Genomic DNA, 22,570 nt, shown 5'->3' with positions numbered 1-22,570 from the left:
TTTAACCCATGATGGGCGATGGTTTCTTGATCGCTGCGCTGGTATATGTCATTGCCTGTCTCGGACTGGTACTTTACCTGCAAAAACAAAGCAATAAGCTCAGGAACAAGGTTGAGGCGTTAACTGTCCTGGTCAAGGAAAGCGACAGGCAAAGAGAGGCCTTCAAGCGGGAGCTGCAGGAGCTGCGTAGCGGTACCATAGGCGTTGGCCGTCGGGTGTTGGAGCTGGAAAAACGTCTGGCGCAGCAAAATGCTCGTCTCGATGAGTCAATGCAGCAGGACCCTCAGGCCAAGCTTTACAGCCGGGCTATGAAAATGGTGCAACTGGGAGCCGGAGTCGATGAGCTTATCCGCGAGTGTGAGCTACCCAAAGCGGAAGCAGAACTTTTAATTCGCTTGCATGGCAAGACAGCCCGGGCCTGATATTCAATCAAATAAAAAGAGCGCATTTAAAATGCGCTCTTTTTATTTCTATCGTCAGGAAAACGAACGAAGCCCCTTCAAGGTAATTCTTTGCTTGTGTTAGCTCTCTTTCTTTAGGCCTTGTCGACAATTCTTTGATGCAGGTTATTCCACTGCTCGGGAAACTTGCCATCCAGCATATAGACAAAAGCGATCAGCTCAGCGATCAGTTGATAGAGTTCCTTGGGGATCTCTTGTCCCAACTCCAGCATTTGCAGAAAATCACTTAAGTAAGGATCTTGATGGATATGAATACCCGCCTCTTTTGCCAAAGCGATAATCTCTTCAGCCAGCAGATCTTGCCCTTTGGCGGTGATTTTGGGCGCAGTTTTGCCATCATAACTCAGGGCTACAGCCTGACGAGGTTTGTTTGGCTTGTCGTTTGAATCTTCGGACATGGTCTTTCCTCAGGCCTTCAGTTGTACCAGGTAATGATCGCCGGGTAACAGGGACGCGGGTACAGGGGCAACGTGGGCGTTCAATTCATTGGGAGTGAGTCCTAACTGAAGCAACTTTTGCGACAGTGGTTGCAGGAAATTACTGACTCTATTGATCAGGGTTTGGGTGCTGCCGATAAACTGCAGGTCGACCTTGGTATCCTTCACTTGCGCTTTAATGAGCAAGGAGCCCATTCCCAGGTTAAACTTGAGCTGCAACTGCCAGGCCCTGTCTTTGTCTGTGTCCTGATCCGACTCTTGATGCTCGAACTTGCCTTCCAGTTGCTCATTTCTTTGGTTGAGATAGTAGGGCAGCATAAAATACCAGCATTGACCGCCGTTATCTGTATTGGCCTGTTGATAGAGTGCTACCGCTTGAGACATCTGCTGCAGCGCATCCAGTGTACCTTGCTTTTCCAGCGAGGCCAGTTGGTAATTTTGCAGACCGGATTGACTTTGCAACCCTTCTAAATATTGCCTCAAACGCTGAGGTACACTGAGGTTTTGATTGCCGGCCCTGATGCCAAGCAACAGCTGAAACAAGGTGGTAATGGCACCGGCTTGTGTCAGCGTTTGCGACGGTGCTTGTTGGTGGGTTAGTTGTAATCCAGTGAGGCCCAGTAGTTCAGCTCTCAGCAAAGAGGGCTCGGTCAGTTCACTCAGGGGGACAGGCGATAACGCCGGTAGCTGCTTGAGTAGCTCTGTCGCCTGGTTGTATTTGACTTCAAGAGCCATCGCCTCGGCCCTCGGCATGGCTCCGGCTTTGTTAAAGGCGCGCTGAAGAAAGTTGAGTTCGGGCGTTTTCGGCGCCTCTGATGTTACTTTATCGGATCTTGTCCTAGTCGTTGGTTTTTCCGTTGGGGCGGTTGGTTTTTCTGCTGTAGTCGTCCTTGCCAACTGTTGTAAAGCCTGAAGTGAAGCTTTGTCTGTCCTTGGTAAAACAGCCGCTCTTGACTCAACCAAGCTTATTTTATCAAGTGTTTGCTGTGTCAAAGGTAATGCAGCTGTCGATACCTTACTGCCAGGCGCCGTTATTGAATTGGTTTTGGAGTCAATACTCGCTCGGGTCTCTGAGTTTATTTGCGGCGCTTGAGCTCTGGGTTGTTGCTCCAGAAGTTTGATTAACCTGGCATAGGTTTGGGCGAGTTCCGGCTTGGTTATCAGACGCTCATTTGCCACATCGGTCGTTGTTGTTGACAAAGCAGGGGCCGGCGATAGCTTCACATCCAGTCTTGCGTTAATAGGGCTTAATTCCAGCTGCAGCCCTTGATTGTTGCTGATGACCTTGGCGACATATTCTCCTGCCGGTAGTTGTAACTGCGCCGGAAAGGCTATGCTGGTACCGTTGGCAAAGCGCATATCAGCCTGAGAAACAGTTAACATGGGTAGCGGGTAGCCTTGTGGTCTGGCTGCCAACTGTTGCAGTACGGTTTGGCTGATGCCATTTTTGGCTGCCAGCTGCATCAGTGCATCCGGCAGCTTTATCTGTACTTCATTCGCCAGCCACAGCAATTGCACCGGCCTGCCTTGAATAATCTCCCCTAAGGGACGGGTCAGCTCCAGCAGGGCAGTATTGGACTGATATATAAGTGCTTTAGCTTGTGTGTTGGCCTGAGGTTCGACGAACTGCAATTGGTACTGAGTATTTTGCAACTCTAATCTGAGCTCGCTACCTAAATCCACTACAGTTACCGGTAACAGCGGAATAGACACGTTTGTTTGAGAGGAAGGCCCTGGCCCTGAAGGCGGGATTGTACCTTTGATTGGATCCATTGTTGCAAACCCCACTCCTCTAGTTGATTTCTTGATGGGCAATCGTAAATTTAAATTTGATCTATTTCCTCAGCGAAGTATCCTTATCCGTCCGAATCGGCATTGGTAGAAGGTTGATTGTCGCACTGGATAATCTTGTTATCGGCGCATAGTAATCAAAGCTTTAACAGTTTTTCGGTTTGACTACAGTGGTACTTATACAAAGAGAGTAATATGAAGTTTAAATGGATTCTGATGCTTGCGGCTGCCCTGGGGGTTCATTCGGCAGTGGCTGCAGAAAGCGGTGAAGGAAAGAATACACAGGACGTACGCATCAGCTACAGTGACCCGCGGGATCCTATCGAAGGGTTCAACCGAGCCATGTGGGACTTCAACTACCTTTATCTGGATAGGTATCTCTATCGTCCAGTTGCTCATGGTTATAACGATTATCTGCCCATTCCGGTTAAATCAGGCATTAATAACTTTGTTCTTAACCTGGAAGAGCCCCACAGTCTGGTAAACAACACGCTGCAAGGCAAGTGGGGCTGGGCCTTGAATGCCGGAGGCCGTTTTACCGTTAACTCAACCGTGGGGTTGCTCGGCCTGATTGACGTCGCCGATATGATGGGAATGCCCCGTAAACAGGACGACTTCAACGAAGTGCTGGGTTACTACGGTGTACCTAACGGGCCTTACTTTATGGCACCATTCTTCGGCCCTTATATCACCCGTGAACTCGCTTCAGATTGGGTGGATGGTCTATACTTTCCTTTGTCAGAATTAACTATGTGGCAGTCAGTGATCAAGTGGGGGCTGAAGAATCTCCACGCACGCTCAGTTGCCATAGATCAAGAAAGATTAGTAGACAACGCGCTCGATCCATACACTTTCGTTAAAGACGCTTACATACAGCACATGGACTATAAGGTGTACGACGGCAATGTGCCTTCGAATGAGGACGAAGACGAGTTGCTAGATGAATATATGCAGGAACTGGAGTAACCCACCCTCTGCTTCTCTACCCGCAGGAGGTTAAAGGTTACTCGTTACCGGCGATTGATACCTGCGGGGATTTAACCATGGCGCTGAACAGTCTCAATGTACTGCTGGTTGAGGATGACCCTGTTTTTCGCAATATTGTTGCCGCCTTTTTGAGTGGACGGGGCGCCAATGTTGTTGAAGCCGAGGACGGTGAGCAAGGGCTGCAGAGTTTCAAAAGCCAGAAATATGATGTGGTGGTAGCCGATCTTTCCATGCCTCGAATGGGGGGCTTGGAAATGCTCAAGGCGATGTCGCGCATCAACCCCGCTATTCCTTCCATTGTGATCTCCGGAAATCAGGTAATGGCCGATGTAGTAGAGGCTCTAAGGATCGGCGCCTGTGATTACTTGGTTAAGCCAGTATCAGATCTTTACAGTATTGAGCACGCCATTAATCAATGCCTGACATCTGTGGATCAGGAGCACGCTGCTGTTAATCGGGACGTGGAAGAACTCTCTTTTATGGAGCTGAATGAAAACTTGGCTTTGCTTGAGCAAAATGCAGAAGCAGCCAGATGCGTGCAGCAACAGCTATTCCCCGCGAGTCATATTGAATATCCCAAGGCCAGATTGGATTACAGTCTGTTCAAGCACGAACAGGTAAGTCCTTACTTTATCGATTCTGCCATGGTTGGTAACCATCATTTAATTATGTATATGGCGCACTTTCATCCGGAGGATAATCGCGCTGCTTTTGCCAGTGTGTTGATGCGGAGTTTTGTTAATCAGAAGCTTAAACTTAATCGCACCGGTGTCAGTTCTGTGGTGATAGAACCCTTCAATATGTTGAGTTATCTGAATGATCGTTTGGTCAAATCAGGCTTGGACCTTTATTGCGATATGATTTACGTGGCAATAGAACTTGATAGTTACCGGGCAGCCATTGCTCAGGCGGGCAGGGGACTGAGGTGTTACATACGTAACCAAGATGGCATTACGCCACTGGCGCTGGCGGATTCGCTGCAGTTGGGACTACTTGAGTGGGGTAAGCCAACAACTCAATTTCGAAGCTTAATGCCCGCAGAGCAGCTTTGTGTTGTTTCCAGTGAGGCAGAACATAGACAGCTGCTGCAACAAAACAGATTCCTGGGGCTGAATTTTAACCCCAAGATCCCCCAGGGGGGCTTTGTGCAACTGTCGTTGTAACGCTTCATAATGACCAAGCCAAGGTGGCAAGTCATTAAATTGCAAAAGATAAAAAAGGCTGCATACTGCAGCCTTTTTTATTCGGTAACCGAATGATTATTAGCGTTTTATCGCTTCATGCTCACCTGTTACGGCAATTTCTTGCTCCAAAGCTTCTTCTTCGGAGTGATCGTGAATTTTGCTTTCTGCGCCGTGCATCCAATCGACCAGTTTATCGGCCATAAAGTAGAGGAGCACGCCTGAAATGGCTGCCGTGATGGCAATGCCGGAGAAGATAGACATGGCATTGGCCAGCTGTTCTTCTTTCTCGCCGCCGTGACCGATAAAGGAACCTACATAGCCTGCGGTTAAGTTAGCAATAAAAATAAAGCAGAACCAAAAGCCCATCAGCAGTGACATGATACGCAGAGGGGCCAACTTAGTGACCATAGACAAACCGATAGGGGAAAGGCAAAGCTCACCCATGGTATGGAAGAAGTAGGCACCAACCAACCACCACATACTGGACTTGGCAGAGGCGTCGCCACCCATCTCCAGTACTGCACCTATCATAAACAGGAAGCCAATAGCCAAAAGTATCAGGCCGAGAGCAAATTTAACCGGTGAGTTGGGCTCTTTATTTCCAAGACGGATCCAGATAGAAGCGATCACGGGGGCAAAAACCACGATAAAAATGGCGTTCAGTGACTGGAAGTAAGTTGTCGGCACTTCCCAATTACCAATAAAGCGGTCGGTGAACTCATTGGTGAACAGATTCATCAAGCCACCGGCCTGCTCAAAACCCGCCCAGAAGATGATGGTAAACAGACCCATCACCATGATCACTTTAATGCGATCACGTTCAACTTTAGTCAGGGGTTCTTTTCTTACTTCACCGCGCTCGGCAGCACGTTGTTTTTCAATTTTTGCTGCTGGAACTGTACCTATATCACCCAAGAGTTTTTGGGCAAAAAGGAACTGAATAAGCAGAGAGATCAGCATACCGACACCGGCACAGAAGAAACCGGCTTGCCAGTTGTTAACTGTCACTTCAACGCCATCGATAATTTCTTTATGGCCAAAGTTAGTATAGGCCCAGGCGACAACAAAGCCGGACAGGGCGGCACCCAAGTTAATACCCATGTAGAAGATGGTAAAGGCGCCGTCGCGGCGGTGATCGCCTTCTTCATATAGGTCACCTACCATGGTTGAAATGTTAGGCTTAAATAGGCCGTTACCCACAATCAGGGTACCAAGACCGGCATAAAAGACTATGGTCTCCATGCCGGGCACCCAACTATGGGGGGCTGCCAAAGTGAATTGGCCTATCGCCATCAAGGCACCACCGATATAAATCGCTTTCCGCTGGCCAAGAACATTGTCGGCCAACCATCCACCTAAAAGTGGTGTCAGATAGACCAAGCCGGTAAACCAAGCGTAGAGTTTCAAAGCGTCTGCTTGAGTCCAGCCTAACCCCCCTGCGCCTTGGGTTCTTACTTGGTCAACAAGATAAAGTACCAGAATGGCACGCATCGCATAGTAACTGAATCGTTCCCAAAGCTCTGTTGTGAACAGCAGGAACAATCCCTTGGGATGTCCGAGCACAGTCCCCTGAGGTTTTGCTAAGCTCATGAAGTCTTCCACCTTAAAATTGTTAATTGGCCGTGTGACAAAAGTCGACACAGAAAGCGATTGTATTTATCCCAGCTGTTTTGCCGTTAACATCACACTGTTTTGTAAAGTGTTATGGGCATGTCTTTTAATGCGCTGTGATTGAGGCTTTGGTTTTCTGTATTGTAATTTGTTCATCAAAAGCAACAAAGCTCACCTTATATACTCTGGATCCAGTTACAAAGTCAATTTCAGGGCCGGGAAGCGGCGGCTTTATGAGCAATACATGCCTTTGTGTGGTCAGACCTGTTCGGTTTGTAACCGTAATTTCAATTAGACCAAAGTGGGGGGAGGGGGAAACCTGAAATTCACTTTCAATTGTAAACTTATGTCTGATATGATTGCCCGCTGTGATAGGACGTCACCCGACAGAAACCAAGTAGTGAGAACACCATGAAGGCCTGGTACCTTTTGTACTGTAAACCTCGCAGTGAAGTGAGGGCTCAACAGAATCTGATGCTCCAAGAGCTTGAGACCTATTTGCCGATGGTGCGGCTTGAAAAGAAAGAGAAAAACAAAACTGTCGTTCAAAAGCAACCTCTGTTTCCCAACTACCTATTCATCAAGTTTGATCCTGAACTGACCAGTGTGCGTCAGATCCGCTCTACTCGCGGTGTTGCCAATTTGGTTAACTGCCGTGAGAAACTGCTGCCAATTGATGAGCAACTGATCAATCAGCTCAAACAACGTGAATTAGCTACGCCCTTGATCACAGAAAAGCCCCTGCAACCCGGTGATAAAATACAGTTTACCGAAGGGCCATTTACTGATTTTGATGGCATATTTGCTGAAAAATGCGGCGATACTCGCTGTAAAGTATTGTTTACTTTCCTTGGTCAGCACAAGAGCATAATAGTAGATCAAAAGGCAATTAAAGCAGCGTGTGCGTAATTGCCTGCTGCCCGTGTAGGACATTTCCCATTGTTACAAAGCTCAACATTTGCGAACTATGAATAAATTTGCATTTTTTGCCAAAAAATCAATATCTTATATTTTTCATTTTTGCAAAAATAGTCTGACTGTAACTTGGTAGTTGAATTATTGCTCAGCTTAACAAGGGTTGGGTGTTTTTTGAACTGTATCACTTGGGGGGTTGGGATATAATCCCACGGCAAAGTAAGACCTGGTACAGGAAATGAATGTTACCTTAAAGACTTTGGGTAGCATTTTTTTAACGCTTTAAAAAATATAGTTTTTGCATCGCAAAGGGCAAGTTGGAGGCCGCAATCCATGGGCGGTAGCGTGTCTGAAAGACAAGAATATGAATAGTTTCATATTCTTAGTGGAAGCCGAAGCCCTCTGGGCGCCACGCGGAACGGTAGCGTGTCTGAAGGACAAGAATATGAATAGTTTCATATTCTTAGTGGACGCCGAAGCTCTCTGAGCGCCACGCGGAACGGTAGCGTGTCTGAAGGACAAAAGTGGACGCTGAAGCTCTCTGAGCGCCACGCGGAACGCTAACCCTGTGATGGTGCGAAAACCTGTATAACTCAATGGGTTTGATGTTTATGGCTAAACGCTATTATCAGGTTCAGAGAAGTTAAACCGGAAACTGTTCAGTTTCCGCCATTTAAAAAATCAGCAAGTAAGAGGCGTTGGTCTCAAATGGAATCCGGGTTGAAGCGCTTATGGCGTTAAACGCGGTTGTTGCATTGCTGAAAGGTTCATTTGATTTTTAGTGCTATTCACCATTACGGAGACAACTGGTGTTACAGAAAACCAAAAAACTCATCATAGCGGGTATCGGCGCTTTGGCTTTGCTTGGCTCGCAAGCTCAAGCTGTTACGCCATCACCTCAAATGATCGAACAATTCAAAAATTTGCCTCGCGCTGAACAGGAAAGGTTAGCCAAGCAGTATGGAATAGATCCTTCCATATTGAGTGGAGGCAGTAACATCAGTCAGAAACCGGTCAATCCGCAAGTTGTTTATCCAAGAGAAAAAAAGGATAACAGCGCTAATGGGGGCGAAAAGCCAACTTTAGACTTTACGGTTGAAGCAACAGACAAGAGTGCTCTCAAGCGTTTTGGTTACTCCTTGTTTGCCGGTGAACCCAGCACTTTTGCTCCGGTTTCCGATGTGCCTGTCCCCAGTGAGTATCTGATGGGGCCAGGGGATACCCTGATGGTGCAACTCTTCGGTAAAACCAATAGAGAGTTCTCACTTACCGTTAATCGCGATGGCACTGTACAGTTCCCTGAACTTGGCCCTATCAGTATTGCCGGTTTAAGTTTTGCCGAAGCCAAAGATACCCTTAAAAAACGCATCAAACACCAGATGATAGGCATAGAGTCCAATATCACTATGGGTGAACTGCGCTCTATTCGTATCTTTGTGGCCGGTGATGCCTACAAACCCGGTTCTTACACTGTATCCAGTCTGTCAACCATGACTCAAGCGCTGTTTGTCTCCGGCGGCGTGAATGAAATAGGTTCGCTGCGTAAGGTACAGCTGAAGCGTGGCGGCAAATTGGTCGGTACTCTGGATCTTTATGACTTATTGATGCGCGGTGATGCCTCCGGCGATCTGAGATTGCAATCCGGGGATGTGGTGTTCATTCCTCCTGTGGGTGGGCTGGTCAGTGTGGCCGGCGAAGTACGTCGCCCCGCTATCTATGAGCTAAAAGGCGGTGAAACCTTTGGGGATGTGGTGAATATGGCCGCCGGTGTTAAGCCGGGTTCTTATCCAAAGGCCAGTGTGGTCGAACGTTACAATGACCAAGGCCTTAAATCTTTGCTCACAGTTGACCTCACTTCAGCCAAAGGTCAAAAAACAGTGGCCAAAGCGGGCGATGTGGTTAGGGTTAAGGGAACCTCAGGGCAATATGATAATGCCGTGACTCTGGTTGGCGCTGTTGTCCGGCCTGGAAAGTACCAATGGCATCAAGGTTTGAGGGTGAATGATATTCTCAAATCCATTTGGTCTGATTTACAAATATCCGCCGATTTGGATTATGCAATTTTGCTTCGTGAGGTGGATGACTATGGCAACATAGAGGTTTACCAATTTGCACCCGGAAAGGCGATTGTTAATCAGGACACCGATGAAAACCTGGTACTGCAACCAAGAGATAAGCTGGTTGTTTTCAACTTCAGTGACGATAGCCTTAACCGATATGAGCTGAATAAGCTGGTCAAGCAAAGAGTGGCCAAGGTGACCTCGCTTTCGGGTAACTCACTGATAGGAAATGATCTGTTCAAGGCAGGTTTCAACCTGCTGCAAAGTAAAACTTTGCATAAGCGCAATGCTGTTGGTGGGGTAGTGGTTGATGACAGCGATGCAACAAGTGATGAACAGGCCGTTGTAATCTCAGAAGTCAGTAAGATGTTATTGAACCTGTTTGATGACACTGACTTAATCAAATATAGCTACATGATGAATCGTAGCGAACTCTTGTACCCGGTAATCAGTAAACTCAACGCCCAGGCGCGCGCCGGTGACAGTGTTAAAATTGTTGCCGTTGGTGGCCAGGTTCGTCACGAAGGTATGTACCCGCTGACGGTTAACGCTTCTGTCAGCTCTTTAATTGAAGCCGCCGGGGGTTTGAAAGAAGGCGCCTACACAGCCAGAGCAGAGTTAACCCGCACTGTTACCAATGCCGGTGGTTCATCCATAGAGCATAAAACCGTGGACTTAACCAGTGCGCTTCAGGGGAACAAAACCGCTGATTTACCACTGGAAGGGCGCGATATCCTTACTGTGATGACTACCCCTGATTGGCAGGAGCATCAAACCGTTGAAATACGCGGCGAAGTTAAGTTCCCGGGTATTTACAATATCCGCCGCGGTGAAACGCTGCAGGATGTGATCCAACGGGCCGGTGGCTTTACCGAGTTTGCTTATCTCCCTTCTGCGGTATTCGTACGGGAATCGGTGCGTAAGCAGGAGCAGATGGAAATTAAGAAGCTGGCCGACCAACTGCGGCGGGATATCGCCACCAGAGGGGTCTCCAAGGACGGCAACTTAGTTAACTATGCCGATGCTCAGTTGATGCTGAAAGATTTGGAAAGCATTCAGGCTGTCGGCCGTTTGGTAGTGGATTTACCGGCTATCTCAGTGGGGATATCCCAAGCAAATATCCAGATGGAAGATCAAGATATTCTCTATGTGCCATCAACCAAACAGACCATAGCAGTTATGGGCGAAGTACAACATGCATCGACCCATAGGTATAAAGAAGGTATTACTCTTGACCAATATCTTGATATGTCCGGTGGTACCCGTAAGCGTGCTGATGAAGACAGAACTTACGTAATAAAGGCCGATGGTTCGGTAATGATGCCTAAGCGCTCCATGTGGTTCAGCAGTGAAGATAATCTGCAACCTGGGGACACCATCATAGTCCCATTGGATACAGAGTATAAGGATAACCTGACACTCTGGAGCCAGGTAACCCAAATCATTTACAACACCGCGGTGGCAGTAGCAAGCATTTCCGGGTTGTAATCTCAAATAAATGGCTTTGTTCCAGAGAGGCGTTAAGCCGCTCTGGAGCAAAATCAAAACCACTTATTACTAGATAAAAAAATATGACATCAAATATTACCCCTCAGCAGCATCCTGACGCGCAGTTTGCGGCGAATGCGCTAAGAGATGATGAAATTGATCTTCGTGAGCTTTTCAGTGTAATTTGGCAAGGTAAATGGTTGATTGCGGGTATCACCCTGGTGTTTGCCGTTGTCTCTGTGGCTATCGCGCTAATGCTACCGAATATCTATAAATCGGAAGCATTATTGGCCCCGGCGTCGGAAGAGCAGGGCGCAGGCGGACTTGCCGGACTTGCCTCCCAGTTTGGTGGCCTTGCCAGTATGGCGGGGATTAACTTAGGCGGCAAAGGTGGCACTGATAAGACACAACTGGCGATTGAAGTACTCAAATCAAGGCAATTTATCGGTAACTTTATTGAAAAACACCAAATATTGCCTGAGCTAATGGCGGTTGATAAGTGGCATATGGCCGACAATAGTTTGTCATTTGACCCGGATATTTATGAGCAAGGCAGCAAGACTTGGGTACGTGAGGTTAAGCCGCCATTTCAGCCAAAGCCTTCTTTACAGGAAGCACATAAAGTATTTTCTAAAATACTTGTTGTCAACAAAGATAAAGAAAGTGGCATGGTGAAAATATCGATAGAACATCAATCTCCTTTTATCGCCAAGCAATGGGTTGATTGGTTAGTTGCAGACATCAACCTAACCATGAAAGAGCGGGATGTCGCAGAGGCTAACAGAAGTACTGAGTTTTTAAATAAACAGATTGAGCTCACTAATGTTGCAGACATTCGAGCCATTCTCTACAAGTTGGTAGAAGAACAGGCTAAAACCATAATGTTCGCCGAAGTGCGTGATGAATATGTGTTTAAAACGATCGACCCAGCCTTTGTCCCCGAAGAAAAGGCCAAGCCCAAGCGGGCATTAATTTGCGTACTAGGAACTATGTTAGGTGGTATGTTGGCCGTTATGATAGTTCTAATTAGGTATTTTTTTAGAAAAGACTCTGAAATATAGCTAAAAAATGTGAAGGGTATATTGGGATTACTGCTGTTGAACAAAAAACAAAAAACAAAAAAAACGGTAAAACCTAGTATCCTCAAGAGATGACGAAGATTCGATGGTCATAAAATGGATAAAAAGTATCTCAGCTAGGTTTAAAAGGCTGAGGTTGTAAAATTGTAATCTAGTAACTTAATTCTAGGTAGAAGGTAATAAAAAGGTCCGATGTAATGACAAAAAAGAAAGTGCTTACTGTTTTTGGTACCCGGCCAGAAGCAATCAAAATGGCCCCTCTAGTTTATGCTTTAGCCTCCGATGACCGTTTTGAAGCAAAGTGTTGCGTTACAGCCCAACACAGGGAAATGCTCGATCAAGTACTTGAATTATTCGAAATAATACCGGATTACGATCTTGATCTAATGAAAGCTGGTCAGACATTGAATGATATCACGGCCGGCATTATTCAAAAGCTAAAACTTGTCCTTCAAGAGTTTAAGCCAGACGTCGTACTTGTGCATGGTGATACAGCAACGACTTTCGCTGCGAGTCTTGCCGCTTACTATGAACAAATTGCCGTTGGGCATATAGAGGCAGGCCTTCGCACCGGTAATATTTATTCTCCTTGGCCAGAAGAAGCAAACCGCCGTTTAACGGGAGTACTGACTAAATATCATTTTGCACCGACAGAAACTTCTAAGCAGAATCTTCTCAAAGAAAACTTTGAACCAAGTAATATCACAGTAACAGGCAATACTGTGATTGATGCATTATTAATGGTAAAAGAAAAAATTGATTCAGATAAAGAGCTTAAATCTACGATAGCTGAACAATTCCCATTTTTAGATGAAGACAAAAAACTAATCTTGGTAACAGGACACCGCCGTGAGAGCTTTGGTGGGGGATTTGAGCGTATTTGTGAAGCGTTAGCAACTGTAGCGAAAATGCATCCTGATGTACAAATCCTATATCCAATGCATTTGAACCCCAATGTAAGAGAGCCTGTAAATCGCATCTTGGGTAACGTAGACAATACTTTATTGATTGAACCTCAGCAATATCTTCCTTTCATTTATCTTATGGATAGGGCACATATCATTCTTACGGATTCTGGCGGTATTCAAGAAGAAGCCCCATCTCTAGGTAAGCCTGTTTTAGTCATGCGGGATACTACAGAGCGCCCAGAAGCTGTTGAGGCTGGGACAGTTAAGCTGGTTGGTACTGACGTTAACCAAATAGTGACTAACCTAGACGAGCTACTGTCTGATGCTGATGCATATCAAAAGATGAGTTATGCACATAACCCTTATGGTGACGGTAAAGCCTGCCAAAGAATTTTAGAAGAATTAGTTAAATAAGTATTTAGGAAAAGAAATGTCATTTGAAACGATTTCAGTCATTGGACTTGGATATATAGGTCTACCTACTGCTGCAATGTTTGCCTCTCGCAGAAAGAAAGTTATTGGTGTTGATGTTAACCAACATGCCGTAGATACAATCAATCAGGGTAAAATTCATATCGTAGAACCTGATTTAGATATGATTGTACATTCAGCTGTTACAGATGGATACCTGAAAGCGGTTACTAAAGCCGAACCTGCAGATGCATTCCTTATTGCTGTTCCTACGCCTTTTAAACCATGTAAAGAAGCTGAAATTCCTGAGCCCGACTTAAGTTATATTCAATCTGCTTGTAATGGAATCGCACCAGTATTGAAAAAAGGCGATTTAGTCATTTTAGAATCTACGTCTCCCGTTGGCGCGACGGAGCAAGTTGCAGAATGGTTGGCTACTGCTCGTCCTGATTTAACTTTCCCACAAAATGCAGGCAGTGAAGCCGACGTAAACGTAGCTCATTGCCCCGAACGTGTTTTACCAGGTCATGTGGTTCGTGAGCTTGTTGAGAATGACCGGGTTATTGGTGGAATGTCTTCTCGCTGTGCTGAACGCTCCGTTGAGCTTTATAAAACATTCGTTCAAGGCGAATGTGTTATCACTAATGCTCGTACAGCAGAAATGGCTAAGCTTACTGAAAATAGCTGCCGTGATGTGCAGATTGCTTTTGCAAATGAGTTATCGGTTATTTGCGATAAACTTGATATTGATGTTTGGGAACTTATTGCGTTAGCTAATCGTCATCCGCGTATCAATATTTTGCAGCCAGGCCCAGGCGTCGGTGGGCATTGTATAGCTGTTGATCCTTGGTTCATAGTATCTAAGACTCCGGATGAGGCTCAATTAATTCATACGGCTCGTAAAGTGAATGATGCGAAGCCAGAATGGGTGATTAATAAGGTCAAGTTGGCCATCGCAGACTTTTTACAAGCGAACCCATCTAAAACAGCTAAAGATGTGACTATAGCTTGTTATGGACTAGCGTTTAAACCTGATATCGATGACTTACGGGAAAGCCCTTCAATGTTAATAACAAAAAACATAGCCCAAATGCATGTAGGTAAAACGTTGACTGTTGAACCTAATATTGATACGGCCCCCAAATCATTAATAAACATTGATCTAGTTAAATTAGAATATGCAGTTACGCATGGTGATATTCACGTAATGTTAGTTGATCATGCTCAATTCAAAAGTATTGTGATAAATAGTCAGTATATTGTTGATACAAAGGGCATTGTTGGCTGATTTAATTTATTTTTTTCTGTAACAGTAAAATACATTACAGTTCTTGATTTGAAGCAATTGCTCCTAGAACTAATACTATTTTTCTAAAATAGAAAAGATTGTGAAATGGCTAAAAAGACAGTTATTATATGTATCCCAAATGCGTTTAAGTTTGGCTGGTTGGGTTCAACAACTCGATTGTTTAGTATAACTAACGCATTTTTAAATTTAGGTTATGAAGTTGTCGTCATATCTCAAGCATATGAATCTGAAACAATTCAAAAGGAAATTGAAACAGTATATCCAGCGAGAATCTTTAGAACAGATGCTACAGTCAATTATCCTAAATTAATAGGTAAAAGTTTATTTATAAGGAAAATGGTTAGAAAGTTATGGCGATTAAGAGGGCAAAGCTTTTCACTTCGTAAAATTTCACTAGGTTGGTCTTCTAATATTAGTTTGGATAATGTTATAAATAATGATTTTTTTCATGAACATGATGTTAAATTGATTTGGGGGATATCCGGAGGGATGCTTGACGGACCTAATTTAGCATCGAGACTAGCAAATAAGAAGAAAGTGCCGTGGGTTTTTGAACTTCATGACCCTCCGTTTGGTGCAGACTTATTAGATGAGGACCCTTATATAAAAGTCAAGTATGGGGATTTACTTAGAAAAGCAAACATTATTATACCGACTTCAGATACATATAGCCGTGTAATTTCAAATAAGTATAGTATAGCTTGTAGCAAAATATTCCCGATATTTTTAACTTACGATGACCAATCTGTAACTCAAGAATATTGTAATTGTCACTCAGAAAATTTTTGGTGTATAGGTTATGCCGGCTCATTAAATGGTAAAAGAACATTAAGAACATTTATTGAGGGGCTTGCATGTGCGATAGAACGAGAGCCTGCTATAGCTAAAAAAGTTAAATTAAAGCTTGCTGGAACTGGAGAAGGCTTTGACGAGATCATTAATTTGGCCGTAAAATATAATCTTTCGAATATCATCGAGTTCAAAGGATTAATATCGGGGGGCGAGGCTGATGAATTGTTAACACAATGTAATGCATTGCTAATTGTTCAACCTTCAAATAGTAACTTAGAAATACCAGGGAAACTATTTAAGATGTTATCTCTGAAAAAACCAATTATCGCTTTAATGGATGAGAACAGCGAAACTTCAAATATTATAGATAAATCAAATCTTGGCTATATAACTTCTATTGATAATGTAGAAAAAATAAAAGACATAGTTATCGAACTTTATAACAAGCACCGCAATCATGAAGAAGTTGCAGCTAATGTTGACTACATTGAGTCATTTTCACAGTCAAACTTAGTAAGAAAAGTTGCTCTCGTATGCTCCAAAATTGTAGATTAGTATATTGTATACTTGAGGTGTATTAGCTATGACTAACGGCTATTGATAAAAGGTCAACATTTTGTGCTTATAAAAAACTATTGTCACTGTTGTTGATAGCGGCAATAATTTGTCATTTATAATTGAAGTGGTGTTTGGATTTTTAATGGCTTTCAATAAGGGTGGCTATTTTTTATCCTGTTTTAAAGAGTGTCGCAAAATTTAGCTGTAAGAAGTTTCAGTTAATATAAATTAGATGTCAATATTGAGAAATTTATGTTTAAAAATAAAACTTTATTAATAACAGGTGGTACCGGTTCATTTGGTAATGCTGTATTACGCAGATTTTTGAGCACCGATATAAAAGAAATTCGTATTTTTTCTCGTGATGAAAAAAAACAGGATGACATGCGAAAGCATTTTCAGTCGGACAAGTTAAAGTTTTATATTGGCGATGTGCGAGATAGTCAGAGTGTTATTAATGCAATGCGCGGAGTAGATTATGTTTACCATGCAGCGGCATTAAAACAGGTGCCATCGTGTGAGTTTTACCCGTTAGAAGCAGTTAAAACTAATGTGTTGGGAACAGAAAACGTACTAGAAGCTGCGATCGCAAATAATGTTGAGCGTGTAGTTTGTTTGAGTACAGATAAGGCTGTGTATCCTATCAACGCTATGGGCATTTCAAAAGCGATGATGGAAAAAGTGATCGTAGCTAAAAGCCGTAATCTAGAGCATACCAACACCACAATTTGTTGTACACGCTACGGTAACGTAATGGCATCACGTGGATCGGTTATTCCATTGTTTATTCGTCAGGTAGTTAATAATGAACCGATCACTATTACAGATCCTAGCATGACGCGTTTCATGATGACCTTAGATGATGCGGTTGACTTAGTTTTACATGCTTTTGAAAATGGCCAAAATGGTGATATTTTTGTACAAAAAGCGCCGGCGGCAACCATTGAAGTGTTAGTCAACGCGTTACTTGAAATGCTTAAAAAACCAGAGCATGTTGTAAATGTGATTGGTACTCGCCATGGTGAAAAACTATTTGAAGCCTTATGTAGCCGCGAAGAAATGTTTGTTGCACAAGAGCAAGGTGAATACTTTAGGGTACCTGCAGATAACAGAGATCTAAACTACTCAAAGTTTTTTGATGAAGGCGACTCAGACTTATCTAAAGTAGAAGATTATAACTCACATAATACTGAGCGTTTAGACATTGAAGGTATGAAGCAACTACTACGAAAGCTTGATTTTATGCGTGAGATTGAATCTGGAAATATTATTGTTCCAGAAGGTGTGTAAGTATGAAAGTGTTAATTCTCGGTGCTACAGGAATGCTGGGTTATAGTCTATTTGTTAACTTAAATGAACAGGCTCACTTATCTGTATTTGGTACTGTGCGAAGTATTTCCGGCAAAGAGTTATTTTTTAGTAATGTCCAGGAGCAATTAATTACTAACGTTGACGCCTACGACATTTGCTCTCTTCAGCACGCTATTGAAGTCGTAACGCCTGATGTAGTCATTAACTGTGTGGGTTTAATTAAACAACATGGTATTTCAAAGCAACATATCGATGCAGTAAAAATTAACGCATTACTTCCTCATGAGCTCGCTAATATTTGTGATGAAAACAATGCTAAGCTAATTCACTTCTCAACAGACTGTGTGTTTACCGGGGCTGAAGGTTTATACAACGAAGACTCATTACCCGATGCCCGTGACTTATACGGTAAGTCCAAGTGTTTGGGGGAGGTGGACTATGGAAAACACTTAACCCTAAGAACCTCAATTATAGGGCACGAGCTTAGTTCATCGGTAAGTTTAGTTGACTGGTTTTTATCACAAGAAGAAAACGTTAAAGGTTTTTCTAAAGCGGTATTTTCTGGCTTGCCTACCAGTTATATAGCAAAGCTTTTGGTGGAATATATTTTACCAAACCCAGAGGTTGCTGGGTTATTGCACTTATCGGTAGACCCCATTGATAAATACTCATTATTAAAGTTGATTGCAGAGCAATACCAAAAGCAAATCACTATTCATGAGTCGCGAGATATTGTAATAAATCGTTCGCTTAACTCCAATAAATTTAGGACGTTAACCAATTTTACCCCACCTAAGTGGCGTGAACTTGTAGAGTATATGCATACAGATTATGTAAAGAGGTACAAAGCATGGATAAGTTAAAAGTGGTTACCGTTGTAGGTACTCGCCCTGAGATTATTAGACTGTCATGCACCATTGCAAAATTAGATGAGTTTTGTGAACACGTATTAGTACATACTGGTCAAAACTATGATTACGAACTTAATCAAATATTCTTTGAAGATTTAGGTATTCGCCCACCAGATATATTTTTAGAATGTGCAGGCGCTACGGCAGCCGAAACCATGGCGCAAGTAATTAGTAAAGCTGATGCTATGTTTACCGAAGTACAGCCAGACGCTATTTTAATATTAGGTGATACTAATAGTGCAATGGCCGCAATTCCTGCAAAACGTAAAAAAATCCCGATTTTTCATATGGAAGCAGGCAATCGCTGTTTCGACATGCGAGTACCGGAAGAGATTAATCGTAAAATAGTAGATCATACTGCTGATGTTAATATGCCTTATACCGATATAGCGCGTGAATACTTGTTAGCAGAAGGCTTAAAGCCAGATCTAATAATTAAAACTGGCAGTCCCATGGACGAAGTGCTTAATAGATACGAAAGTAAAATTGCTAAATCTGAAATTTTAACGACGCTAGGTTTAACACCGGGCGACTATTTTGTGGTTAGTGTGCATCGAGAAGAAAACGTAGACTCTGAAAAAAATATCTATAGTTACGTGCAAGTGCTAAATGCCATTGCCGATAAATATCAGCATCCTATCATTGTATCGACACATCCTCGCACAAGAAAGAAAATCGACTTACTTAACTTAGAATTCCACCCCTTAGTTAAATTGTTGAAGCCGCTTGGATTTAGTGATTACGTGAAGCTGCAAGTGGACGCAAAAGTGGTATTAAGCGATAGCGGTACTATTACCGAAGAGTCGTCAATTTTAAACTTTCCAGCGGTTAATATTAGAGACGCACAAGAACGCCCTGAAGGCTTTGAAGAGGGCTCGGTAATGTTTACCGGTATGAATGTAGAACGCATACTACAAGCTATTGAAATACTTGAGAAACAACCACGCGGTGAACATAGGCTAATTAAGAAGGTGCAAAATTACATTGCTCCTAATGTGTCAGACAAAGTGCTGCGAACCATTATTAGCTATACCGACTATGTAAACAGAGTTGTGTGGAGAAAATAATAGCTCCATGTTAAAAGGGATGCCGTTGTAGTCTAAATTGTGAGTTCAGCAAAGTTCTTCTAGACAGGTCTTGTGAATCCACTACAGCCCGCAGTGACAATTTAAATACGCCTTTGAGCATTAAGGGGGGGGGTTGTTTCCTAAATTGATTTAACTAAATCTGTAGTTAATGATCAGACCGACATCATTCGCAGACTTATAAATCAACCTTGCCAAAGCTTCGCTATAAAACAACCGTACATAAAGCATTGATTAACCGAGGCTCACTTACCTTTTGGATTGATGAGGAAGCAAGCTCCGCATGGAAAGCAACAACTGAACTAGGCTAAAAAGGACTGTCGCCTCGGTTTAGTGATTTTGCGCTCACCACTGCACTCGCGTTAAAGCGAATTTTTTCTGTGCCATTACTGCCCTGTAAGGGGCGTTGTTGCCTAAATAAGCGGAACCTTTTTCGCTTTCCATGATCTGATCTTGCATAACAGGTTTTCGGTCAGTTTCATGGGTAAGTCAGAACGCAATATCACCAATTGGAAGCAATACAATCAGGCATTAGTCAACCGTGGTTCGGTTACCTTCTGGCTGGACGAGGCAGCGGTTAACGCTTGGCATTGCACAAAGCATCACGGCGGTCGTGGCCGTGGCTTTCAATTCAGCGACACCGCCATCGAAACAGTCTTGATGCCACAGGCCTCAAAGTGTATGGCGAAGGTGAATGGAAAATGCGTAAGCAGGCAAAGAAAAACGTCGGGTTTGGCGCAAACTTCATTTGGCTATCGATGCCGCTACATACGAAATCATAGGTGCTCAAGTAAGCCTTGAAACTGTAGCAGATGATGAAGTACTTCCAGCGTTACTGGCTCCCCTAAGACGCAAGCTTAGACAAGTCTCCGCTGACGGGCCTTACGATACCAAAGCTTGTCATAAATTATTGCGACGAAAGCAGGCGAAGCCAACGATTCCACCCCGCTCAAATGCCGGATACTGGGAACCAGGGCATCCTCGAAATGAAGCTGTGGATGCACTCAAGGCAGGAGAGTTGAAGCAATGGAAATTGATGAATCACTACCATCAGCGTTCCTTATCTGAGACCGCCATGTATCGCTACAAACAACTCATTAGCGCCAAATTAAGTTTGCGTGACTATAACGGGCAGGTGGGTGAGGCATTGGCTGGCGTTAAGGCATTAAACAAAGTCATAAGACTGGGTATGCCTGTTCGCCAGAAAATCTCGTAAAGCAGCTGAAAGCCTAGGGGCAGTTGCGTTCAAGCGAATGATTTGATCAACGCTCCTGTAAGGCTTTATCGATTTCGTGTTGAAACTGGCAAACGTGCCATTACTTTGCCCCATTCCCACCAGTATCAGCAAGCGCGCTAAGACGGTTAGTAAAACTTAAGACTCGGAGGCAACATTCAACACTTAGCTATTGATGACACAGGGTTGAAGGTCTAGGCAAAGAAGAATGGTACGGATGGTAAACGCCGAGTTTGGCGAAAACTGAATATTGCCGTTGGCACACTCATACTCACGAAACTATTGCCGCTGAGCTTAGTTTAGCCAATGTGACTGATGCCGAAGTGTTTTAAAATTTGATCGAACAAACCCACCGGATAATCCATACGATTTCAAGAGATGGCGCCTATGATACGAGAGAGTGCAATGCCGTTTTCCGTGATGGTGCTGCCTATTTGGAATGAGGACAACCACGCAATTGTGCGGTGAGTTTTCAAAAGTTTTACGGCTGAAATTAAAAGTGGAAGAAACGTTAAGGTGACCATCACGGTTCTATTTTTTGAAACCGCGATGCATCGGATAAAACAGTTACACGGCGGCATTTTGAGCATGAGAATTTACAATGCTCAAGTTGGGGAAGTTTACGCCATGATCAAAGCGTTAAATAAACTTACTATGCAGGTATGCCTGAAACCATAGTATTTTGACGAATACTTAAACTTTTGAGGAGGCTTTGTTTGTTGGTTCGATTTAGGAAACAAAGACCCACAGATATGTAATATTCATGATTAGACAAAACAAAATAGTTAATAATATTTTCTGGAATATAGGAACGCAAGTACTTAATAATTTATTCCCATTGGTCATTACTCCTTATATGATATACACATTAGGAGCTAAATTATATGGTAGTATGATTGTGGCTTTGTCATTTTGGGGGCTTGCAAATCTTTTTATTCAATTTGGGTTTCAGGTTACAGCGTCAAAAAAACTGGCGAACAATAAGACTGATTATGTATTTGTACAAAAATACATTTCGATAATATATCAAGCTAAATTTTTACTTTCTCTTCTAAGTATACCCACGTTACTTTTATTTATGAATTTTTCAGGCTTGAATTCAAATATTTCCATGATGCTATATACGATTCCGTTTATTATCGGATCATTGCTTCAGCCCAACTGGATATATATAGGTATAGGTGAGTTTAAAAAGCAAGCAAAATTAACACTTTTTAGTAAAGTTATTTCTATTTCTTTGCTTATTGTTGTTTCTATTCTTGGTAGCGATATGCTTTTAATTTTGATGTATAGTTCAACTACTTTTATTACATCGCTTGTTTTACTATTCGGCATGAGAATGTATAAGCCTGCATATAGTGTAAAAAGTAAATTTAGAGATGTACTAGTTGAAATAAAGGATGGTAGTGAGATCTTTATTGCTTCCTTTTCAACAGGTGCCTTTATACAGCTAATTCCGATTGTTCTAGATTTCTACTTCGGGCCTGTATATGTAACAGTTTTAAATGTATGTGATGCAATAAGAAGGGTTTTATATCAAACTACGCAGTCAATATTTCAAGTCATATATCAAAATACAAATGCGCTTATAAATAGTTTGGATAAAAGCAAACCAAACCCGGCATTAAAAAAATCTGTTTTTTTTGTGTTTGTAATTTACTCTTTACTTGGAGTGTTAACTATAATCGCTCAACATTATTTAGAATCTTATTTTTCAAAAATCCCTTATTTTGATATCGATTTAGTATATTTGGTTTTGCTATCTGGTTTTACTAATATGCTTATGAATGCTTTAGGGGTGCAAGTTTTAATACCGTTAGGTTACAAAAGGTATTTAAGGAATAGTTTTATTTCATCATTCATAATTTCACTCCCATTTATGTTGATATTAATTAAGAATTTATCAGTAAATGGAGCGCTACTTTCAATGCTTTGTTTTGATGTTTTAGTTATTTTTATTCTAATATATAAGCATAAATTAGAGGGAGTTAGAAGTATAATTTAACTTTAAATTCATATTTCTTCTCGTGACAAATTA

The 22,570-nt window shown here is 42.9% G+C and carries 16 protein-coding genes and 3 pseudogenes; 16 read left to right on the top strand and 3 right to left on the bottom strand.

Going from position 1 to position 22,570, the window contains the following annotated elements; all coding sequences use genetic code 11:
- Positions 1-11 precede the first annotated feature (11 nt).
- Complete coding sequence (locus AYI96_RS15075; RefSeq protein WP_101056102.1) at positions 12-422, top strand: DUF2802 domain-containing protein; 411 nt, start codon at positions 12-14, stop codon at positions 420-422.
- A gap of 113 nt (positions 423-535) precedes the next feature.
- Here AYI96_RS15075 and AYI96_RS15070 read toward each other — a convergent pair whose 3' ends face one another.
- Complete coding sequence (locus AYI96_RS15070) at positions 536-859, bottom strand: EscU/YscU/HrcU family type III secretion system export apparatus switch protein (RefSeq protein WP_144361902.1); 324 nt, start codon at positions 857-859, stop codon at positions 536-538.
- 9 nt (positions 860-868) lie between these two features.
- Entirely contained in the window at positions 869-2,581 is a 1,713-nt protein-coding gene (locus tag AYI96_RS15065; RefSeq protein WP_144361901.1) for a hypothetical protein, read from the bottom strand.
- A 303-nt stretch (positions 2,582-2,884) separates the two neighbouring features.
- Between AYI96_RS15065 and AYI96_RS15060 the strand changes: the two genes are divergently transcribed.
- Positions 2,885-3,655 (top strand): VacJ family lipoprotein, encoded by a 771-nt coding sequence (locus tag AYI96_RS15060; RefSeq protein WP_101056086.1) that lies wholly within the window; start codon positions 2,885-2,887, stop codon positions 3,653-3,655.
- Between the two features lie 77 nt (positions 3,656-3,732).
- A complete protein-coding gene (locus tag AYI96_RS15055) occupies positions 3,733-4,839 on the top strand; it encodes a response regulator (RefSeq protein WP_101056087.1) in 1,107 nt (368 codons plus the stop codon).
- A gap of 99 nt (positions 4,840-4,938) precedes the next feature.
- On the opposite strand, the gene AYI96_RS15050 is transcribed toward AYI96_RS15055, so the two are convergent.
- On the bottom strand, positions 4,939-6,450 hold the full coding sequence (locus AYI96_RS15050) for a peptide MFS transporter (RefSeq protein ID WP_101056088.1): 1,512 nt from the start codon (positions 6,448-6,450) through the stop codon (positions 4,939-4,941).
- 432 nt (positions 6,451-6,882) lie between these two features.
- On the opposite strand from AYI96_RS15050, the gene rfaH reads away from it, so the two are divergent.
- The 13 genes and pseudogenes from rfaH (at position 6,883) to AYI96_RS14990 (ending at position 22,537) form a co-directional block, all read left to right on the top strand.
- Entirely contained in the window at positions 6,883-7,380 is a 498-nt protein-coding gene (gene rfaH, locus AYI96_RS15045) for a transcription/translation regulatory transformer protein RfaH (RefSeq protein WP_144361900.1), read from the top strand.
- Between the two features lie 815 nt (positions 7,381-8,195).
- Entirely contained in the window at positions 8,196-10,934 is a 2,739-nt protein-coding gene (locus AYI96_RS15040; protein ID WP_144361899.1) for an SLBB domain-containing protein, read from the top strand.
- Positions 10,935-11,017: 83 nt separating this feature from the next.
- Positions 11,018-11,995 (top strand): Wzz/FepE/Etk N-terminal domain-containing protein, encoded by a 978-nt coding sequence (locus AYI96_RS15035; protein ID WP_144361898.1) that lies wholly within the window; start codon positions 11,018-11,020, stop codon positions 11,993-11,995.
- A 215-nt stretch (positions 11,996-12,210) separates the two neighbouring features.
- Positions 12,211-13,335: a non-hydrolyzing UDP-N-acetylglucosamine 2-epimerase gene (gene wecB, locus AYI96_RS15030; protein WP_144361897.1), complete on the top strand. Its 1,125-nt coding sequence runs from the start codon at positions 12,211-12,213 to the stop codon at positions 13,333-13,335.
- Between the two features lie 16 nt (positions 13,336-13,351).
- Positions 13,352-14,620 (top strand): UDP-N-acetyl-D-mannosamine dehydrogenase, encoded by a 1,269-nt coding sequence (gene wecC / locus AYI96_RS15025; RefSeq protein ID WP_144361896.1) that lies wholly within the window; start codon positions 13,352-13,354, stop codon positions 14,618-14,620.
- Positions 14,621-14,725: 105 nt separating this feature from the next.
- Complete coding sequence (locus tag AYI96_RS15020) at positions 14,726-15,988, top strand: glycosyltransferase (protein WP_144361895.1); 1,263 nt, start codon at positions 14,726-14,728, stop codon at positions 15,986-15,988.
- A 255-nt stretch (positions 15,989-16,243) separates the two neighbouring features.
- A complete protein-coding gene (locus AYI96_RS15015; RefSeq protein WP_144361894.1) occupies positions 16,244-17,281 on the top strand; it encodes a polysaccharide biosynthesis protein in 1,038 nt (345 codons plus the stop codon).
- A 2-nt stretch (positions 17,282-17,283) separates the two neighbouring features.
- Positions 17,284-18,165 (top strand): dTDP-4-dehydrorhamnose reductase family protein, encoded by an 882-nt coding sequence (locus AYI96_RS15010; RefSeq protein ID WP_144361893.1) that lies wholly within the window; start codon positions 17,284-17,286, stop codon positions 18,163-18,165.
- Positions 18,153-19,280 (top strand): non-hydrolyzing UDP-N-acetylglucosamine 2-epimerase, encoded by a 1,128-nt coding sequence (gene wecB, locus AYI96_RS15005; RefSeq protein WP_144361892.1) that lies wholly within the window; start codon positions 18,153-18,155, stop codon positions 19,278-19,280. Before AYI96_RS15010 ends, wecB (AYI96_RS15005) begins: the two co-directional genes overlap by 13 nt.
- A 209-nt stretch (positions 19,281-19,489) precedes the next feature.
- A pseudogene (locus AYI96_RS20595) lies at positions 19,490-19,702 on the top strand (transposase); the annotation flags it as partial.
- A gap of 76 nt (positions 19,703-19,778) precedes the next feature.
- A pseudogene (locus tag AYI96_RS15000) lies at positions 19,779-20,514 on the top strand (IS5 family transposase).
- Between the two features lie 61 nt (positions 20,515-20,575).
- A pseudogene (locus AYI96_RS14995) lies at positions 20,576-21,218 on the top strand (transposase); the annotation flags it as partial.
- A gap of 77 nt (positions 21,219-21,295) precedes the next feature.
- Complete coding sequence (locus AYI96_RS14990) at positions 21,296-22,537, top strand: lipopolysaccharide biosynthesis protein (RefSeq protein WP_144361891.1); 1,242 nt, start codon at positions 21,296-21,298, stop codon at positions 22,535-22,537.
- The last annotated feature ends 33 nt before the right edge of the window (positions 22,538-22,570 follow it).

This window comes from Shewanella sp. MSW, from assembly GCF_007636515.1.
Taxonomy (GTDB): Bacteria; Pseudomonadota; Gammaproteobacteria; order Enterobacterales; family Shewanellaceae; genus Shewanella; species Shewanella indica.
The sequence above is the reverse complement of the archived record's forward strand: the minus strand, read 5'-3'. Positions and strand labels throughout refer to the sequence as shown.

Bases quoted from the DNA above. Each gene is read 5' to 3' on its own strand.
- AYI96_RS15015 (WP_144361894.1), top strand. From the start codon at position 16,244: ATGTTTAAAAATAAAACTTTATTAATAACAGGTGGTACCGGTTCATTT.
- AYI96_RS15075 (WP_101056102.1), top strand. From the start codon at position 12: ATGGGCGATGGTTTCTTGATCGCTGCGCTGGTATATGTCATTGCCTGT.
- AYI96_RS15010 (WP_144361893.1), top strand. From the start codon at position 17,284: ATGAAAGTGTTAATTCTCGGTGCTACAGGAATGCTGGGTTATAGTCTA.
- wecC (WP_144361896.1), top strand. From the start codon at position 13,352: ATGTCATTTGAAACGATTTCAGTCATTGGACTTGGATATATAGGTCTA.
- AYI96_RS14990 (WP_144361891.1), top strand. From the start codon at position 21,296: ATGATTAGACAAAACAAAATAGTTAATAATATTTTCTGGAATATAGGA.
- rfaH (WP_144361900.1), top strand. From the start codon at position 6,883: ATGAAGGCCTGGTACCTTTTGTACTGTAAACCTCGCAGTGAAGTGAGG.
- wecB (WP_144361892.1), top strand. From the start codon at position 18,153: ATGGATAAGTTAAAAGTGGTTACCGTTGTAGGTACTCGCCCTGAGATT.
- AYI96_RS15020 (WP_144361895.1), top strand. From the start codon at position 14,726: ATGGCTAAAAAGACAGTTATTATATGTATCCCAAATGCGTTTAAGTTT.
- AYI96_RS15070 (WP_144361902.1), bottom strand. From the start codon at position 859: ATGTCCGAAGATTCAAACGACAAGCCAAACAAACCTCGTCAGGCTGTA.
- AYI96_RS15050 (WP_101056088.1), bottom strand. From the start codon at position 6,450: ATGAGCTTAGCAAAACCTCAGGGGACTGTGCTCGGACATCCCAAGGGA.
- wecB (WP_144361897.1), top strand. From the start codon at position 12,211: ATGACAAAAAAGAAAGTGCTTACTGTTTTTGGTACCCGGCCAGAAGCA.
- AYI96_RS15035 (WP_144361898.1), top strand. From the start codon at position 11,018: ATGACATCAAATATTACCCCTCAGCAGCATCCTGACGCGCAGTTTGCG.
- AYI96_RS15055 (WP_101056087.1), top strand. From the start codon at position 3,733: ATGGCGCTGAACAGTCTCAATGTACTGCTGGTTGAGGATGACCCTGTT.
- AYI96_RS15060 (WP_101056086.1), top strand. From the start codon at position 2,885: ATGAAGTTTAAATGGATTCTGATGCTTGCGGCTGCCCTGGGGGTTCAT.